The 17755-nt window shown below is 47.8% G+C and carries 12 protein-coding genes, 10 tRNA genes and 3 rRNA genes; all 25 read left to right on the forward strand.

The features are described 5' to 3' along the window. The first annotated feature begins 40 nt into the window (after positions 1 to 40). The 25 genes from dnaX (at position 41) to AC4E8D_RS00765 (ending at position 17754) form a co-directional block, all read left to right on the forward strand. Positions 41 to 1786 (forward strand): DNA polymerase III subunit gamma/tau, encoded by a 1746-nt coding sequence (dnaX, locus tag AC4E8D_RS00645; RefSeq protein WP_339306410.1) that lies wholly within the window; start codon positions 41 to 43, stop codon positions 1784 to 1786. A gap of 41 nt (positions 1787 to 1827) precedes the next feature. Further along, on the forward strand, positions 1828 to 2139 hold the full coding sequence (locus tag AC4E8D_RS00650) for a YbaB/EbfC family nucleoid-associated protein (protein ID WP_036607248.1): 312 nt from the start codon (positions 1828 to 1830) through the stop codon (positions 2137 to 2139). A gap of 35 nt (positions 2140 to 2174) precedes the next feature. Next, positions 2175 to 2774: a recombination mediator RecR gene (gene recR / locus AC4E8D_RS00655; protein ID WP_062838113.1), complete on the forward strand. Its 600-nt coding sequence runs from the start codon at positions 2175 to 2177 to the stop codon at positions 2772 to 2774. 228 nt (positions 2775 to 3002) lie between these two features. Continuing rightward, positions 3003 to 3230 carry a DUF2508 family protein gene (locus AC4E8D_RS00660; protein ID WP_083657421.1) on the forward strand — a complete coding sequence of 76 codons (228 nt, stop codon included), beginning with the start codon at positions 3003 to 3005 and terminating at the stop codon, positions 3228 to 3230. Between the two features lie 32 nt (positions 3231 to 3262). Next, positions 3263 to 3532, forward strand: coding sequence for a pro-sigmaK processing inhibitor BofA family protein (locus tag AC4E8D_RS00665; RefSeq protein WP_036607241.1), 270 nt, complete (start codon positions 3263 to 3265; stop codon positions 3530 to 3532). Between the two features lie 348 nt (positions 3533 to 3880). Beyond that, positions 3881 to 5433 (forward strand): 16S ribosomal RNA (locus AC4E8D_RS00670). 156 nt (positions 5434 to 5589) lie between these two features. Then, positions 5590 to 5706 (forward strand): 5S ribosomal RNA (rrf, locus tag AC4E8D_RS00675). 36 nt (positions 5707 to 5742) lie between these two features. Next, positions 5743 to 5819, forward strand: a tRNA-Ile gene (locus tag AC4E8D_RS00680). Positions 5820 to 5841: 22 nt separating this feature from the next. Continuing rightward, a tRNA-Ala gene (locus tag AC4E8D_RS00685) sits at positions 5842 to 5917 on the forward strand. A gap of 206 nt (positions 5918 to 6123) precedes the next feature. Continuing rightward, a 23S ribosomal RNA gene (locus AC4E8D_RS00690) occupies positions 6124 to 9051 on the forward strand. The 16S, 23S and 5S rRNA genes sit together here with 10 tRNA genes alongside, the layout of an rRNA operon. Before the next feature lie 81 nt (positions 9052 to 9132). Continuing rightward, positions 9133 to 9224, forward strand: a tRNA-Ser gene (locus AC4E8D_RS00695). Positions 9225 to 9267: 43 nt separating this feature from the next. Beyond that, positions 9268 to 9344: transfer RNA gene (locus AC4E8D_RS00700), tRNA-Met, on the forward strand. A gap of 9 nt (positions 9345 to 9353) precedes the next feature. Then, positions 9354 to 9429, forward strand: a tRNA-Val gene (locus tag AC4E8D_RS00705). 5 nt (positions 9430 to 9434) lie between these two features. Next, a tRNA-Thr gene (locus AC4E8D_RS00710) sits at positions 9435 to 9510 on the forward strand. 9 nt (positions 9511 to 9519) lie between these two features. Further along, positions 9520 to 9597, forward strand: a tRNA-Asp gene (locus tag AC4E8D_RS00715). 21 nt (positions 9598 to 9618) lie between these two features. After that, positions 9619 to 9691 (forward strand) — tRNA-Phe (locus tag AC4E8D_RS00720). Positions 9692 to 9703: 12 nt separating this feature from the next. Beyond that, positions 9704 to 9789: transfer RNA gene (locus AC4E8D_RS00725), tRNA-Tyr, on the forward strand. Between the two features lie 7 nt (positions 9790 to 9796). Further along, a tRNA-Lys gene (locus AC4E8D_RS00730) sits at positions 9797 to 9869 on the forward strand. A 143-nt stretch (positions 9870 to 10012) separates the two neighbouring features. Continuing rightward, positions 10013 to 11209 carry a PucR family transcriptional regulator gene (locus AC4E8D_RS00735; protein WP_449003850.1) on the forward strand — a complete coding sequence of 399 codons (1197 nt, stop codon included), beginning with the start codon at positions 10013 to 10015 and terminating at the stop codon, positions 11207 to 11209. A 103-nt stretch (positions 11210 to 11312) separates the two neighbouring features. Beyond that, positions 11313 to 12440, forward strand: coding sequence for an ABC transporter ATP-binding protein (locus AC4E8D_RS00740; protein WP_017691279.1), 1128 nt, complete (start codon positions 11313 to 11315; stop codon positions 12438 to 12440). A gap of 418 nt (positions 12441 to 12858) precedes the next feature. Next, positions 12859 to 13797, forward strand: a complete 939-nt coding sequence (hprK, locus tag AC4E8D_RS00745) for an HPr(Ser) kinase/phosphatase (protein WP_017691278.1) — start codon at positions 12859 to 12861, stop codon at positions 13795 to 13797. A gap of 121 nt (positions 13798 to 13918) precedes the next feature. Then, complete coding sequence (gene lgt, locus AC4E8D_RS00750; RefSeq protein ID WP_221822479.1) at positions 13919 to 14944, forward strand: prolipoprotein diacylglyceryl transferase; 1026 nt, start codon at positions 13919 to 13921, stop codon at positions 14942 to 14944. Positions 14945 to 14950: 6 nt separating this feature from the next. Beyond that, positions 14951 to 15607, forward strand: coding sequence for a pyrophosphatase PpaX (ppaX, locus tag AC4E8D_RS00755; protein ID WP_017691276.1), 657 nt, complete (start codon positions 14951 to 14953; stop codon positions 15605 to 15607). Beyond that, entirely contained in the window at positions 15604 to 16146 is a 543-nt protein-coding gene (locus AC4E8D_RS00760) for an acyltransferase (protein ID WP_490205723.1), read from the forward strand. The genes ppaX and AC4E8D_RS00760 overlap by 4 nt, the downstream gene beginning before the upstream one ends. 408 nt (positions 16147 to 16554) lie before the next feature. After that, a complete protein-coding gene (locus tag AC4E8D_RS00765; RefSeq protein ID WP_339181096.1) occupies positions 16555 to 17754 on the forward strand; it encodes an ATP phosphoribosyltransferase regulatory subunit in 1200 nt (399 codons plus the stop codon). Position 17755: the final 1 nt, after the last annotated feature.

Raw genomic sequence — 17755 nt, forward strand, 5'->3', positions numbered from 1 at the left:
CAAAGGACTCGAATGCGAAGTGGAAGGAAGGTAACGCATCATGGAGCATATCGCGTTATACCGGGCTTGGCGTCCCCAGTCGTTTCAAGATATGGTGGGGCAACAGCATATTATTCAGACCTTGCAGAACGCGATTCGTGAACAGCGGACTTCCCATGCCTACTTATTTAGCGGGCCCAGAGGAACGGGAAAGACAAGTGCCGCCAAGATTTTGGCCAAAGCTGTGAACTGCGAACGTGGGCCTGCGCCTGAACCTTGTAACGAGTGTGAAGCTTGCCGCAGAATTACGACTGGCGCTGTGATGGATGTGCAGGAGATTGACGCTGCATCCAATCGGGGCGTTGAGGAAATCCGTGATCTTCGGGAAAAGGTTAAATATGCGCCAACCGAAGTCCGGCAGAAAGTCTATATTATTGATGAAGTGCACATGCTGACAACGGAGGCATTCAATGCTTTGCTCAAAACATTGGAAGAGCCACCGCCACATGTGATGTTTATTTTGGCAACAACGGAACCACACCGCCTTCCGGCTACCATTATATCGCGCTGTCAGCGATTTGATTTTCGCCGGGTATCCCTGGAAGAGCAGACAGCAAGACTTACACTGATTTGTGAACAGGAAGGCATGGAAGCTGACCAGGATGCGCTCCAATACATTGCCCGTTTATCGGACGGTGGAATGAGGGATGCACTTAGTGTGCTGGATCAGATCTCTTCATTTACGGATGGACGAGTAACGTACCAGCAGGTTATGGACATGACGGGTGGCATTGCTTCAGAGCAATTTGCCAAACTGGCTACTTCGCTGCTCAAAGGTGATGTTGGTCATATTTTACAGATGATTGAAGGTTTCATGCATGAAGGAAAGAGTGCAGACAAGTGTATGGAGAATTTGCTGTATTATTTCCGTGATTTGCTTATGATTAAGATGGTACCTGATGCAGATAAACTGACGGACCGGGTACTTAATCCGGAATCTTTCCGTGATATGGCGGAGTCATTCACCAGGGAACAACTGTTCCACATGATTGACACCCTTAATCGGTACCAGAGTGAAATGAAATATGCAGTACAACCACAGACATTATTTGAAGTTGCATTGCTTAAACTGTGTAGTATTCCAGCTCAAGGTGAGGCTTCTATTCAGGTGGGAGCTTCAGCTCATGCAGCACCTGCCGATGGAGGAGAGATCAACCGCTTGAAGCAGCAGCTTGCTGAGTTGGAGAAGAAGTTGGATCGTGCACTGAAAAGTGGTTTGTCTGGTGGAGAAGGTGCATCGAGTGCTCCATCTCGCCCGGCAACAAGAGCGCCGGTATCGAGAGGCAATTCGCCTGCGAAGCTTCCTGCACAGTTGGATCAGTATGTTGCACGCAAGGGAGCCCCTGAGTTCGCAGAGATCAGCAAAAAATGGAGTCAGATCCTGCAACGAGTGAAGGAAGAGAGGGTTACCGTCCACGCCTGGTTTGTGGATGGTGAGCCGGTATCATTGCTTGAAGACAATGTGTTGGTTGCTTTCAAAAACAACATTCACCGTGAAACAACGGAGAAGCAGGCTAACCGTGAAGTCATTGAGCGGGTGTTGTCGGAACAGCTTGGGCGTCCTGCACGATTGGTGACGATGATGCTCAAAGATTGGACCGGAGCAATGGAGGGAGCTTCTGAAGCGCCAAAGGAGGACTTTAAGCTTGAACCTGAGCATGAAGACGGCGGTTCAGGCAACAAACAGCCTTGGATTGATGAAGCTATCCAGCTCTTTGGTGAGGACCTTGTAGTGATCAAAGAATAATGCGCATAGCGCGATAACCATAACAAAGGAGATGAACAATTATGAACAACATGAACCAAATGATGAAACAAGTGAAGAAAATGCAGGAGCAAATGCTGAAAGCACAAGAGGAACTGGCGGACAAAACAGTCCAAGGTACTTCTGGTGGCGGTGTAGTGACGGCTGAAGTTAACGGACACAAGAAATTGCTTGCTATCACGATTAAACCTGAAGCGGTAGATCCGGAAGATGTTGAAATGTTGCAGGATCTCGTTATGACAGCTGTTAATGATGCAATGGCCAAAGCCGATGAGATTGCCAACAAGGATATGGGCAAGTTCACAGGCGGCATGAATATTCCGGGATTATTTTAATTAAAAATTGATCCTGTCAAAGGAGACACAATCGATTGTATTATCCCGAACCAATAGCCAAGCTGATTGATGCCTTCACCCGGTTGCCGGGTGTAGGTCCCAAGACGGCAGCGCGTTTAGCTTTTCATGTGCTTAACATGAAGGAAGATGACGTTATCGATTTTGCCAAAGCGCTCGTAAGTGTGAAGCGTAATCTTCATTACTGTTCTGTATGTTGTAATATCACTGATACGGACCCATGTCGCATCTGTCAGGATAAGTCTAGGGATGTCTCTGTAATCTGTGTAGTTCAGGATTCGAAAGATCTGGTGGCCATGGAGCGCACCAAGGAATTCGATGGGTACTATCATGTGTTACAGGGCGCGATTTCACCTATGGAGGGAATTGGCCCAGACGATATTCGTTTGAAGGAACTCCTGATTCGATTAAGTGATGAACGTATAAAAGAGATCATCTTGGCGACAAACCCCAATATTGAGGGGGAGGCTACAGCGATGTATATCTCCCGCTTGGTGCGTCCGTTTGAGATCAGTGTGACCCGGATTGCGCATGGATTGCCTGTAGGTGGCGATCTTGAGTATGCGGATGAAGTGACCCTTTCCAAAGCGTTGGAAGGGCGCAGGGAGATGCGTTAGTGTGTTCAATTTACGCAGCGGACTTCCTTGGTAACTTCGGATGCTAAATAAGTTTCGATGTGCAAAGAGAGCCTTAGGGCTCTCTTTTTTTTATGAAGAAAATGAATGTCCGAGTTCTAAGTTTGTCCTTTCCCTGATAAGTATGAGAATATGCTGTGCTGATCAGGAGGGGGAGAGTTTATGTTTTTGTGGCGAAATACACGGAACTCGGTAGAGAAACACAACAGAATGTTGAAGGAACTTGAGGCGGATCAGATCTATGCAGATATTCAGATGGCTAAGCAGGAATGGGAACGGGCTATGAGACAGTTTGAAGATGCACAGGGGCAGGATGAGATTGATTATGCCATTTATGTATTGGAGGCAGCTGAGCGGAAGTACCAGATCCACTTGAGAAGAGCAAAGCGAGCCAGAGCTAATGATGATGTTACATCACAACGGGGGATTAGTATGTAGACGCGTTTACATTAAACATGGAGGTGTAACATATGAAGAGTATCATACTGGGAAGTGTATTGGTTATATCATTACTGGGGCTTATCGTTATTTTATTCAGAAAGCGGATAGGGTTATCGTTTTTCACGTCATTTGGAATTCATCTGGTGTTGGCTGCAGTAGGGATATATATCGTGAATTATTCTGGCTGGATTACAGGAACCTACATCCCGCTGAACCCTGCAACGATAGGGACTGTAACTGTTTTGGGATTGCCAGGTGTGGGGCTATTATTAGGGTTGAAAATTTCTTTGTTCGGATAGTTGACTCGCAGGATATTTATATGGTACATTATATCTCGTTGCTTTGCTTGCTTGGTTAGATGCTTTAGATGAAATGAAGGAGCTCATTACGAACTTCGAAAAAGAATTTCAAAAAAACACTTGACCAAAACAAACGAAGTATGATATATTATAAAAGTCGCCGCTGAGAGAAAATGGTGACGAAAAAACGAGTTTGATCTTTGAAAACTGAACAACGAGTGAGTAAACATTCTGCTTGCAGAATGAACGCAAAAGTTGGAGACAAGCCTTGGCTTGGATCGACTGGAGCACAAATGAGATTTTTAATCTCGTCAGATTCAAAATGAGCTTATCGCTCTTTTCAATACTTTATTGGAGAGTTTGATCCTGGCTCAGGACGAACGCTGGCGGCATGCCTAATACATGCAAGTCGAGCGGAGTTGATAGGGAGCTTGCTTCCTTGATACTTAGCGGCGGACGGGTGAGTAACACGTAGGCAACCTGCCCTCAAGTTTGGGACAACTACCGGAAACGGTAGCTAATACCGAATAGTTGTTTTCTTCGCCTGAAGGAAACTGGAAAGACGGAGCAATCTGTCACTTGGGGATGGGCCTGCGGCGCATTAGCTAGTTGGTGGGGTAACGGCTCACCAAGGCGACGATGCGTAGCCGACCTGAGAGGGTGATCGGCCACACTGGGACTGAGACACGGCCCAGACTCCTACGGGAGGCAGCAGTAGGGAATCTTCCGCAATGGGCGAAAGCCTGACGGAGCAATGCCGCGTGAGTGATGAAGGTTTTCGGATCGTAAAGCTCTGTTGCCAGGGAAGAACGCTTGGGAGAGTAACTGCTCTCAAGGTGACGGTACCTGAGAAGAAAGCCCCGGCTAACTACGTGCCAGCAGCCGCGGTAATACGTAGGGGGCAAGCGTTGTCCGGAATTATTGGGCGTAAAGCGCGCGCAGGCGGTCATTTAAGTCTGGTGTTTAATCCCGGGGCTCAACCCCGGATCGCACTGGAAACTGGGTGACTTGAGTGCAGAAGAGGAGAGTGGAATTCCACGTGTAGCGGTGAAATGCGTAGATATGTGGAGGAACACCAGTGGCGAAGGCGACTCTCTGGGCTGTAACTGACGCTGAGGCGCGAAAGCGTGGGGAGCAAACAGGATTAGATACCCTGGTAGTCCACGCCGTAAACGATGAGTGCTAGGTGTTAGGGGTTTCGATACCCTTGGTGCCGAAGTTAACACATTAAGCACTCCGCCTGGGGAGTACGGTCGCAAGACTGAAACTCAAAGGAATTGACGGGGACCCGCACAAGCAGTGGAGTATGTGGTTTAATTCGAAGCAACGCGAAGAACCTTACCAGGTCTTGACATCCCTCTGACCGGTACAGAGATGTACCTTTCCTTCGGGACAGAGGAGACAGGTGGTGCATGGTTGTCGTCAGCTCGTGTCGTGAGATGTTGGGTTAAGTCCCGCAACGAGCGCAACCCTTATATTTAGTTGCCAGCACTTCGGGTGGGCACTCTAGATAGACTGCCGGTGACAAACCGGAGGAAGGTGGGGATGACGTCAAATCATCATGCCCCTTATGACCTGGGCTACACACGTACTACAATGGCCGGTACAACGGGCTGCGAAATCGCGAGATGGAGCCAATCCCAACAAAGCCGGTCTCAGTTCGGATTGCAGGCTGCAACTCGCCTGCATGAAGTCGGAATTGCTAGTAATCGCGGATCAGCATGCCGCGGTGAATACGTTCCCGGGTCTTGTACACACCGCCCGTCACACCACGAGAGTTTATAACACCCGAAGTCGGTGGGGTAACCGCAAGGAGCCAGCCGCCGAAGGTGGGATAGATGATTGGGGTGAAGTCGTAACAAGGTAGCCGTATCGGAAGGTGCGGCTGGATCACCTCCTTTCTATGGAGAATCGTTTCCCGAGTGGAAACATTCAAATAAGTAGGTTCTTAGAACCTACAACAGCGATTCATTTTGGTCTATCACTTCGGTGTGGATGAAATGAAGAGCAAAGCAACTCACTCGTTGCTCAGTTTTGAGAGCTTAAACTCTCAAACGTTTGGTGGCGATAGCGAAGGGGTTCCACACGTTCCCATCCCGAACACGACCGTTAAGCCCTTCAGCGTCAATGGTACTTGGACCGCAGGGTCCTGGGAGAGTAGAACGCCGCCAAGCGTAACCCATTTTGGGTTAAAATAGTATATGTAATGTGGGCCCTTAGCTCAGTTGGTTAGAGCGCACCTCTGATAAGGGTGAGGCCGGTGGTTCGAGTCCACCAGGGCCCACCATCTATACCTTTAAACTTTATATGGGGCCATAGCTCAGCTGGGAGAGCGCCTGCCTTGCAAGCAGGAGGTCAGCGGTTCGATCCCGCTTGGCTCCACCAAAAATGTTTTACAAGTTTGTTCTTTGAAAACTAGATATCGAAACGAAACAAACGCGAATTAGAACATTCCTTTAAGCTGAACTTGTGCAAACAAGTCAAGTGTATAAAGGTAGTTAAATTGCTTTTGTGATGGTATCGGGTGAGAGTGACTTTTGGCTTTGCGCAAGCAAACCAAGGGAAGCGAACGACCGAAACCGGAACAAAATGGTTAAGCTACTAAGAGCACACGGAGGATGCCTAGGCGCTAGGAGCCGATGAAGGACGTGGCGAACAACGAAACTGCCTCGGGGAGCTGTAAGCAAGCTTTGATCCGGGGGTGTCCGAATGGGGAAACCCAGCTGGGGTAATTTCCAGTTACTCATAACTGAATACATAGGTTATGTAGAGGCATACCAGGGGAACTGAAACATCTAAGTACCCTGAGGAAGAGAAAACAATAGTGATTCCGTCAGTAGCGGCGAGCGAACGCGGAGAAGCCCAAACCAGAGAGCTTGCTCTTTGGGGTTGTGGGACGTCTCACATGGAGTTACAAAGGAACCGGTTAAGCGAAGAGGTCTGGAAAGGCCCGCCAAAGAAGGTAAAAGCCCTGTAGTTGAAAGTTGGTTCCCTCCGAGACGGATCCCGAGTAGTGCGGGGCACGTGAAACCCCGTATGAATCCGGCAGGACCATCTGCCAAGGCTAAATACTTCCTAGCGACCGATAGTGAAGCAGTACCGTGAGGGAAAGGTGAAAAGCACCCCGGAAGGGGAGTGAAATAGAACCTGAAACCGTGTGCTTACAAAAAGTCAGAGCCCGTTTTAGGGGTGATGGCGTGCCTTTTGTAGAATGAACCGGCGAGTTACGTTCCCGTGCAAGGTTAAGGTGAAGAGCCGGAGCCGCAGCGAAAGCGAGTCTGAATAGGGCGACTTAGTACGTGGACGTAGACCCGAAACCGGGTGATCTACCCCTGTCCAGGGTGAAGGTGCGGTAACACGCACTGGAGGCCCGAACCCACGCATGTTGAAAAATGCGGGGATGAGGTGGGGGTAGCGGAGAAATTCCAATCGAACTCGGAGATAGCTGGTTCTCCCCGAAATAGCTTTAGGGCTAGCCTCGGAAAACAGAGTCGTGGAGGTAGAGCACTGATTGGGTGCGGGGCCCGCAAGGGTTACCAAGCTCAGTCAAACTCCGAATGCCATAGACTTACTTCCGGGAGTCAGACAGTGAGTGCTAAGATCCATTGTCAAAAGGGAAACAGCCCAGACCATCAGCTAAGGTCCCCAAGTGTGTGTTAAGTGGGAAAGGATGTGGAGTTGCACAGACAACCAGGATGTTGGCTTAGAAGCAGCCATCATTTAAAGAGTGCGTAATAGCTCACTGGTCGAGTGACTCTGCGCCGAAAATGTAACGGGGCTAAACACACCACCGAAGCTATGGCTTGATGCTTTGCATCAGGGGTAGGGGAGCGTTGTATAAGGGTTGAAGGTGTACCGTAAGGAGCGCTGGACATTATACAAGTGAGAATGCCGGTATGAGTAACGAAAAGATCAGTGAGAATCTGATCCGCCGAAAGCCTAAGGGTTCCTGAGGAAGGCTCGTCCGCTCAGGGTAAGTCGGGACCTAAGGCGAGGCCGAAAGGCGTAGTCGAAGGACAACAGGTCGAAATTCCTGTACCACCGTAAGCCGTTATGAGCAATGGGGGGACGCAGTAGGGTAGTGACGCGGACTGATGGATGTCCGTCTAAGCAGTGAGGCTGATGTGTAGGCAAATCCGCACATTGTAAGGCTGAGCTGTGATGGGGAGCGAAAATTATAGTAGCGAAGGTCATGATCTCACACTGCCAAGAAAAGCCTCTAGCCAGGTGATGGTGCCCGTACCGCAAACCGACACAGGTAGGCGAGAAGAGTATTCTAAGGCGCGCGGAAGAACTCTCGTTAAGGAACTCGGCAAAATGACCCCGTAACTTCGGGAGAAGGGGTGCCCCGGTAGTGTGAATAGCACGAGGGGGCCGCAGTGAAAAGGCCCAAGCGACTGTTTAGCAAAAACACAGGTCTGTGCGAAGCCGTAAGGCGAAGTATACGGGCTGACGCCTGCCCGGTGCTGGAAGGTTAAGGGGAGTGGTTAGGGAGTAATCCCGAAGCTGTGAACCGAAGCCCCAGTAAACGGCGGCCGTAACTATAACGGTCCTAAGGTAGCGAAATTCCTTGTCAGGTAAATTCTGACCCGCACGAATGGCGTAACGACTTGGGCGCTGTCTCAACGAGAGATCCGGTGAAATTTTAATACCTGTGAAGATGCAGGTTACCCGCGACAAGACGGAAAGACCCCATGGAGCTTTACTGCAGCTTGATATTGAATTTGGGTACGATCTGTACAGGATAGGTGGGAGCCTTTGAAGTGTGAGCGCCAGCTTGCATGGAGGCAACGTTGGGATACCACCCTGATCGTATCTAGGTTCTAACCTGGTACCGTAATCCGGTGCGGGGACAGTGTCAGGTGGGCAGTTTGACTGGGGCGGTCGCCTCCTAAAGAGTAACGGAGGCGCCCAAAGGTTCCCTCAGAATGGTTGGAAATCATTCGAAGAGTGCAAAGGCATAAGGGAGCTTGACTGCGAGACCTACAAGTCGAGCAGGGACGAAAGTCGGGCTTAGTGATCCGGTGGTACCGCATGGAAGGGCCATCGCTCAACGGATAAAAGCTACCCTGGGGATAACAGGCTTATCTCCCCCAAGAGTCCACATCGACGGGGAGGTTTGGCACCTCGATGTCGGCTCATCGCATCCTGGGGCTGAAGTAGGTCCCAAGGGTTGGGCTGTTCGCCCATTAAAGCGGTACGCGAGCTGGGTTCAGAACGTCGTGAGACAGTTCGGTCCCTATCTGTCGTGGGCGTAGGAAATTTGAGAGGAGCTGTCCTTAGTACGAGAGGACCGGGATGGACGTACCGCTGGTGTACCAGTTGTTCCGCCAGGAGCACCGCTGGGTAGCTATGTACGGACGGGATAAACGCTGAAAGCATCTAAGCGTGAAGCCCCCCTCAAGATGAGATTTCCCAGTATGTAAGACCCCTTGAAGACGACGAGGTAGATAGGCTGGGGGTGGAAGTGCAGCAATGCATGGAGCTGACCAGTACTAATCGGTCGAGGGCTTATCCAATAGCAAGTTGTAATTCGCGTGTTTCGTTTCGAATCTAGTTTTCAGGGAGCAATCCTTGAATGATGTTGATGATTGTTATTCGGAGAGATACCCAAGTGGCTATAAGGGGACCCTCTGCTAAGGGGTTAGACTGCGTAAGCGGTGCGAGGGTTCGAATCCCTCTCTCTCCGCCATCTTTACCTAAAGGTGGACAAGCAATCAAGACATAATTAATATGGCGGTGTAGCTCAGCTGGCTAGAGCGTACGGTTCATACCCGTAAGGTCGGGGGTTCGATCCCCTCCGCCGCTACCATATTACCCAGGAGGCTTAGCTCAGCTGGGAGAGCATCTGCCTTACAAGCAGAGGGTCGGGGGTTCGATCCCCTCAGCCTCCACCATATACGCCGGTGTAGCTCAACTGGTAGAGCAACTGACTTGTAATCAGTAGGTTGGGGGTTCAAGTCCTCTCGCCGGCACCATTAATGCCTGGAACCGTGGTGTAGTTGGCCTAACATGCCTGCCTGTCACGCAGGAGATCGCGGGTTCGAATCCCGTCGGTTCCGCCATTAATCCTAAAAATTAAATATGGCTCGGTAGCTCAGTCGGTAGAGCAGAGGACTGAAAATCCTCGTGTCGGCGGTTCGATTCCGTCCCGAGCCACCTTTAATCCCTGGAGGATTAGCGAAGTGGCCAAACGCATCAGACTGTAAATCTGCTCCCGTACGGGTTCGGTGGTTCGAATCCATCATCCTCCACCAGTTTTATGAGTCATTAGCTCAGTTGGTAGAGCACCTGACTTTTAATCAGGGTGTCGAAGGTTCGAGCCCTTCATGACTCATCTTTAAGAAAAGAGTGATTAATCATTAATTTGATTAGTCGCTCTTTTTTGTTATGTGATTTTAACTCAATATGGATTTTTATTAATACTCGGCAAGATATGATAAACTAGTAGAAAACATGCAGAGTGGTGACGTTCATTATATGAAGCTCATACCTGATCTAAAACAGCAAATTGAAGTCATTATTGGCACAACTTTGGACGAATATGAAATTACAATAGAAGAATGGATGCAATCCGTGGAAAATCTGATTGGTCATCATGAGAATTCAGAGACTTTTGGTGATGATGAAGGTGAGAGTCAGGAGTTATCTGATCAATCTGCATCTCCAAGTTCATCCGATGTGATCAGTTTGAATACGGGAGAGCGTATATTTTTTAAGGTTCGGATGAATAAGAAAGAAGAGACCGTCGTGTGTTGGGGATGCGCTGCAAGATCTATTACCTTGGAAACACGGCAATTGATCGAGCTTGTAATCCGTACTAACACGGCTCTACCCGATGAGGTACAACCTGTTGTATATGAGAATGATAGGGAGCAGTATTTGACTGAATTGGGTCTCTGGCTTAAAGAGCAGGTTGAACAACCTACCGAAAAGGAAGCTGAAGCTGTTCCTGATCGCTTTGTAGTGGCAGCAGAGTTGAATACGGAGAAGATTCTCTTCTTGCTGCAAGGAGATACACCGGATGCCCATCGTTTACGATCCAAGGAGCTCAACAAGTTGCTTGAGAGTTACTTTGGCGAGGAGATTGTCTTGATTCCTTTGGGGGAGCAAGAGTGGATTTTCATGGGTGATAAAGAAATTGTTACAGAAGAAGCCGAGGAAGATACAACGGAGGCCAAAAAGGACTCACTGAACGCTTTTTGTCTGGGGTTGCATGAATTGGTTGCCAGTGAGTGGGCTGGGGTGTTCCATCTGTCTGCATCTCTGCCATGCATTCCTGCGCAACAACTTGTATCGGTCACAACTCTTCTTAGAGAGAGTGTTCACTTAGGGAGAGCATTCCATGTTACGCAGCATATTCATCTCCCATGGGATCTTCACCTGGAGAGGTTGGTAGCGAGCATTCCAGATGATCAACGTATACGTTTTATAAAGGAAACTGGCAAAGACACGGTTATCTTCAATGACAGTGAGACACTTGCTACGCTGGAGACTTTTTTTAGCCTGGACTGTAATGTCAGCGAGACAGCGAAACGACTTTTCATTCATCGTAATACGTTGGTATACCGTCTGGACAAGATCAAACAGGAGATTGGCTATGATGTGAGGCACTTCGAAAGTGCCGTTCTAGTGCAGTTTTTACTACTAATGTACAAAGTGACGAAAAAGCATTGATATTTTTGTGCAGTTTGCGAATAGTCAAACCTCACGTAGATAGGGTATTATAAAAATACAAATTGTATTCGATTACAAAATGATCTCTGAGGAGGCAACAATCATGGCTGGAGTACGTTTAGAGCATATTTTCAAAAAATACCCGGGTTCTGATAAAGCAACTGTAGTTGACATTAACCTGGACATTAAAGATAAAGAATTTCTGGTACTGGTAGGTCCGTCCGGTTGTGGTAAATCAACAACACTTCGTATGATCGCAGGCCTTGAGGAAATTTCTGAAGGTAAACTCTATATCGGTGACCGTGTCGTTAATGATGTTGCACCTAAAGACCGCGATATCGCGATGGTATTCCAATCCTATGCCTTGTATCCGCATATGAGCGTATATCAAAACATGGCGTTTGGTTTGAAATTGCGTAAGGTTAAAAAAGATGAGATCGACAAACGTGTACGTGAAGCAGCTAAAATCCTGGATATCGAGCATTTGCTTGAGCGTAAACCTAAGGCACTGTCCGGTGGTCAACGTCAACGTGTCGCTTTGGGACGTGCGATTGTCCGTGATCCACAAGTGTTCTTGATGGATGAGCCTCTCTCCAACTTGGATGCCAAACTGCGTGGTCAAATGCGTGCAGAGATCACTAAACTTGCGAAACGTTTGGAAACAACCGTTATCTACGTAACGCATGACCAGATCGAAGCTATGACGATGGGTGATCGGATCGTTGTTATGAAGGATGGTATCATCCAACAAGCAGCTTCTCCGGAAGAGTTGTATAACCTGCCGGCTAACCTGTTCGTAGCTGGTTTCATCGGTTCCCCGACAATGAACTTTATCTCGGGTAAACTCGCTGAGCAAGGTACTAGCATGCATTTCATAGCTCCTGGTGTGGATGTTGAAATCCCGCAAGGTAAAGCACAAGTGTTGAAATCTAGAGGATACATTGGCAAAGAAGTGATTCTGGGTGTTCGTCCAGAAGACATTCACGAAGAGCCAGTATTCCTGGAAGCATCCCCGAACTCTGTATTCTCTACACACGTAGATGTTACAGAGAACCTGGGTCACGAAATGCTCCTCTACTTGAGCGGTGTTGGTAATGATACAACGATCGCACGTGTAGACGGACGTTCTAACACTCGTGATGGTTCTACAGTTAAAATGGCCATCGACATGAACAAAGTTCATATCTTTGACAAAGAGACTGAAGTGAACGTACTTCTTCAAGACAAATAATACTGGGATTCCTCGGTGACGATGGAACCTGACAGTTAACGCAATTATACATTGTAATGAGAGCCCCTTCCGTTATTGCTGGAAGGGGCTTTTTTAAGATTAATGAATTTATAAGTTTCGGCAGAGTTGAAGGATTAATAATCGTAAGAAAAACACCCCTTAAACTCCGAATGTAGTATCCCAGAAGGTGCTTCGATCAGAAGACTTTTCTTACTAATGGTTGTCGGAGGCTGCGATTGCATTCATCCCGGAATTCATTTAAGATTATTTGAAGGTCTGTCTTCATTTATTTGAGAGAATCGACTGTTGGAAGGGTATGTATTCTGTACCCCATGTTGTGAATGCGCTAATAATGGAAATAACTGATACACGATCTGATGTACATAGAGGGACAGCTAATGCTGAAAGGAAGAGACAAATGGCGAAAAAAGTGAAAGTATCTGAACTCGTGCAGCAATTTCAGTTGGAGGTTGTTTCTGGATCTCACGGATTGAAAAGAGTCATTACGGTAGATGACCTGAACCGTCCTGGTCTGGAAATGGCCGGTTATTTTGAATACCATCCACAAGAACGGGTACAGCTGCTTGGAAGAACGGAGTTAGCTTTCTTTGCAATGTTACCTGAGCAAGAGCGGCGCGATCGTATGCAACGTCTTTGTACGGAAGAGACGCCGTGTATCGTTGTCACGCGTGGACTGGAAGTTCCGCAAGAGCTGATTGATATTAGTGAAGAGCAGAATCTGGCTGTACTTCGCAGCAATATGGCTACAACGATTCTATCCAGCCGGATCACGGGATTCCTGGAAAAGAAATTGGCACCAACAGCAACCATTCACGGTGTACTTTGTGATGTCTATGGCGTAGGTATGCTGATCACAGGTAGTAGCGGTATTGGTAAGAGTGAAACAGCACTTGAACTGGTGAAACGTGGACACCGATTGATTGCCGATGATGCGGTAGAGATCCGCCAAACGTCAGATTTTCAGCTGCACGGTACTGCACCAGAATTGATCCGCCACTTACTCGAAATTCGAGGTGTCGGTATTATCAACGTCATGACATTGTTCGGGGCTGGTGCGGTTCGGAATAACAAACGGATTACCTTGGTTGTACGTCTGGAAGCATGGCAGCAGGATAAACAATATGATCGTCTGGGTCTGGATGAAGAAACTACACGTATCATTGATACGGATGTACCTCTCGTTACGATTCCAGTTCGTCCGGGACGGAACTTGGCAGTTATTATTGAAGTGGCAGGTATGAACTATCGCCTGAAACAGATGGGTCTTAATGCTGCACTGCAGTTTACAAACAAGCTGACAGCAACCATCTCGGAAGATATGGAAGACATGGATTAAGAAATATTTTATACAAGGAAATGAAGATAAATGGTTGACATGTACTGCTTCTCTTAAGGCGCAGGGCATGCCAACCCTTCGTCATGCGTGCGATTGATTGAATAAATAGGAGTGTGAATGAATGGATACATTATTACTGTTGAACCCGATTGCGTTCTCTATTGGAGCGTTAAAGGTTCACTGGTACGGGCTTATTCTTGGTGCCGCGGCACTTATAGGACTCCTGCTCGTGATCCGGGAGGGCAAACGATACAATATTCCACAGGAAGTGTTCATGGACATGGTCCTGCTGGGCGTGCCTTCTGCCATCATTGGTGCCCGCATCTACTACGTCGCATTTAAATGGGAAGATTATAGGGATAATTTCTGGGATGTCTTTAAGATATGGAATGGTGGTATAGCCATCTATGGTGCCCTTATTGGTGCAATCATCTGTGCAGTTATTTTCTTCCGTCGTAAAGGGTATAACTTCTGGCGTATGGCCGATATCTGTGCGCCTGGACTGCTCGTTGGACAGTTGATCGGACGTTGGGGGAACTTTGTGAATCAGGAAGCCTACGGCGGTCCTGTAGAAGAATCATTTTTGAGAGACAAGCTTCATCTGCCGGACTTTATTGTGAATCAAATGAACGTAGAAGGCGTATTCCACCACCCTGCATTTTTGTATGAATCGATGTGGAGTCTCGTTGGTCTGGTCTTGCTGCTGGTTCTGCGTCGTCAGAAGTTTCTGCGTTCAGGTGAACTGTTCATGTCTTATTTCATCTGGTACTCTATCGGTCGCTTCTTCATTGAAGCTTTACGTACAGACAGTTTGGGCTTTCAGGCCCCGCAGTGGGTTGCTTCATTAGTGAACGGGCTGTGGTCTCCAATGACTGCAATGGGCTTTGAACAAGGATATCTTGATCCTGCTTACGGTAACGTAAGAATCTCGCAACTGCTCGCGATTGGCATCATTATTGTTGCTGTTATATTCATTGTGGTGAGAAGAGTGACAGGTAAAGCAGATGTTCGTTATAGTGATCCGATTGTATCGTCCAAAGTTACCTCAGATGATATGGAGCATACGGGAACAGTTGCTGGCAAAGAGAACAAGATAACACCTCCAGCCAAAGATGAATCCAAGCAAGTTGATGATAAAAAGGAGTAATGCAACATGATTGACACGGTATTGTTTGATCTGGACGGAACGATTATTGATACCAATGAGTTGATTATCAGCTCATTCCAGCATGTCATGGGGGGATGGGAGCATTCAGCTCCATGGACACGGGAACAGATCATTCCACATATGGGTGGCACACTGGAGCAGCAAATGCGCACTTTCTCTGGCCAGGAGGAAGTCTCCGAGTACGTGAAAGGTTACCGTGCTTATAATGATATCCATCATGAAGCGATGGTTAGACCTTTTCCACATGTTATTGAGGTAGTAGAGGCGCTGCATCAGGCCGGCATTGTGATGGGTGTGGTCACAACCAAAATTCGCCCATCCACATTAAAGGTGCTAGAACGTTTTGATCTACTGAAATATATGAAGACAATTGTAACAGTGACCGATGTAACGAATCCAAAGCCGCACGCTGAACCTGTACTGAAAGCGATGACGGAACTGGGTGCAGATCCTGCTAAAACGCTGATGGTAGGTGACAGTCCAGTGGATATCCAATCGGCACAAAATGCGGGCGCTCTTTCGGCGGGGGTTGCATGGTCCCTTAAAGGGGAAACAATCCTGAACGGATATGGACCCGATCATATGTTGCACGACATGAGAGATTTGTTGAAACTCATCCGTATTGAAACGGGACGTTCATGAGAAAAGTAACCCGCTATCCGGTAGAGGACCAGAATGCACTTTGGCATATCTACAAGACAGTGAGTCCGTGGAAGGGCGTTCGTAATTTTATCTGGATCCAGTTGTCCCGCTATTGTCCGGTCCTATCGGTGAAGAACTGGATTTACCGCCGAATGCTCGGTATGAAGGTGGGAAAACACACGGCCTTTGGCCTGATGGTGATGGTCGATGTGTTTTTTCCGGAGAAAATAACGGTCGGCGAAAACTCGGTCATCGGTTACAACACAACGATTCTCGCTCATGAGTATCTCATTAAGGAGTACAGGCTCGGTGAGGTGAATATCGGCGAAAATGTACTGATTGGTGCTAACACAACGATTCTTCCCGGGGTAACCATAGGAGATGGAGCCGTTGTGGCTGCTGGAGCAGTCGTACATAAGGATGTTGCACCAGGAGCTTTTGTTGGAGGTAATCCACTTCGTGATTTATCCCGTGCGGCAGCTTCTACGGAAGAAACGGTCTTTAACACGGATGATTCTTCTCAGGGTAGTGTGCATTGAGTCAATAAAGTAATGAGCCAATAAAGTAAGTAAGGAATGAAGATGGGTTGAAGTAAAAAGCTGCTTATGGCAGCTTTTTTCGTATATAAATACCGATTGGTAGGCGTAACGGTGTGTATATAAAACGATATGTCGTTCCATGGGCAATCAAGCTTTGGTATTGTTGACGGTAGTGCGGATTTCATGTTATCATATCCCATATCCTTTAGTTTGTTAGCACTTTACCATGTGAAAGTATTTCGAGGGAATTTAACGTGATAAAGGTTGAACTAAACCAATAGTTGAAGGTTTTTGCAGCAATACGGTGATTCAGGGTTACAAGATAGAATGGGGATTTACACTACATAAATCCTGTTGAAATAGAACGAGCACTACTCTTAAACTACTGACTCGGGGTGAATATTACCAATGTCCAAACCAAAAGGTTTTGAAAAACCGACCGGATTCCGCGACTATACACCACATGTAGTATCCAAGCTGCGGACGATTGAACGCAATGTACTGGAATGTATGGAACGCTGGGGTTACCGTCAGATCATCACACCAACGATTGAATATTACGACACGGTAGGTGTGGCAAGCTCTACATCAGATCGAAAATTATTTAAATTGCTAAACAGCCGGGGAACCACGCTGGTGCTCAGATCGGATCTAACGGCTCCGATTGCACGCGTCGTTTCATCCATGCTCAAAGATGAGCAGTTGCCGCTGCGTCTGTCCTATCATGCGAACGTATTTCGTTCTATTGAAGAGGAAGCTGGGCGTGAGGCTGAATTTTTCCAGACGGGCGTGGAGTTGGTGGGAGACGACTCACCTGAGGCGGATGCAGAAGTTGTTGCGTTAGCAATTGCCTCTTTGCAGGCAGCGGGCGTGTCTTCTTTTAAAATAGCGATGGGCCATATGGGATTCCTGAACGGATTACTGGAGGAAGTGATTCCAGGTCAGACCGCTGAGCAGGAGCAATTGAAGGAAGGTCTGCTCGGACGCGATTATGTCGGCTACCGCCAGTCCATTGAAGCATTGAATCTGGAGCCTAAGCTGAAAGAACAGCTCGAAGCGATCCTTCGTCTGCGTGGTGGCAAGGAAGTATGCACACATGCGGTAGAGCTAAGTTCAAGTGCTGAAGCAGCACAGTCAATTGCACATCTGTGTGCCGTATTCGAAGTATTGGAAGCGTACGGTGTATCCGATCATGTGCTGATTGATCTGACGATGATCGGTGATTTCTCCTATTATACGGGCATGACCTTTGAAGGGTATGCAGCCGAACTGGGATCTCCGGTATGTAGCGGTGGACGGTATGATAATCTGTTACAACAGTTTGGTCGTTCATTGCCAGCTACAGGATTTGCACTGAAAACAAACCGGATTATTGATGGTGTTCATGGCATTACGATTGAAGAGAAAAAACCGGTACTTATCCAATATACCCCGAAACGTCGGGCTGAGGCACTAACAGAAGCGGCAAGATTACGCAGTATGGGACAAAATGTAGTGACACTCCTTCTTCCTGAAGACGGGGCTGGGGCAAGTGCCGTATCGGTTGAAGCAAGAACCGCTGAGGCTGAGCAGGTTATTACTTACGGATCTGAAGAAGGAGGACGCTGAG

The organism is Paenibacillus sp. SRL342 (assembly GCF_984798905.1).

What these genes read in the sequence shown, in the direction of transcription:
- hprK (WP_017691278.1), top strand. Translation starts at nt 12,859, where the DNA reads ATGGCGAAAAAAGTGAAAGTATCTGAACTCGTGCAGCAATTTCAGTTG.
- ppaX (WP_017691276.1), top strand. Translation starts at nt 14,951, where the DNA reads ATGATTGACACGGTATTGTTTGATCTGGACGGAACGATTATTGATACC.
- AC4E8D_RS00740 (WP_017691279.1), top strand. Translation starts at nt 11,313, where the DNA reads ATGGCTGGAGTACGTTTAGAGCATATTTTCAAAAAATACCCGGGTTCT.
- AC4E8D_RS00760 (WP_490205723.1), top strand. Translation starts at nt 15,604, where the DNA reads ATGAGAAAAGTAACCCGCTATCCGGTAGAGGACCAGAATGCACTTTGG.
- AC4E8D_RS00735 (WP_449003850.1), top strand. Translation starts at nt 10,013, where the DNA reads ATGAAGCTCATACCTGATCTAAAACAGCAAATTGAAGTCATTATTGGC.
- AC4E8D_RS00765 (WP_339181096.1), top strand. Translation starts at nt 16,555, where the DNA reads ATGTCCAAACCAAAAGGTTTTGAAAAACCGACCGGATTCCGCGACTAT.
- AC4E8D_RS00650 (WP_036607248.1), top strand. Translation starts at nt 1,828, where the DNA reads ATGAACAACATGAACCAAATGATGAAACAAGTGAAGAAAATGCAGGAG.
- AC4E8D_RS00665 (WP_036607241.1), top strand. Translation starts at nt 3,263, where the DNA reads ATGAAGAGTATCATACTGGGAAGTGTATTGGTTATATCATTACTGGGG.
- lgt (WP_221822479.1), top strand. Translation starts at nt 13,919, where the DNA reads ATGGATACATTATTACTGTTGAACCCGATTGCGTTCTCTATTGGAGCG.
- dnaX (WP_339306410.1), top strand. Translation starts at nt 41, where the DNA reads ATGGAGCATATCGCGTTATACCGGGCTTGGCGTCCCCAGTCGTTTCAA.
- AC4E8D_RS00660 (WP_083657421.1), top strand. Translation starts at nt 3,003, where the DNA reads ATGTTGAAGGAACTTGAGGCGGATCAGATCTATGCAGATATTCAGATG.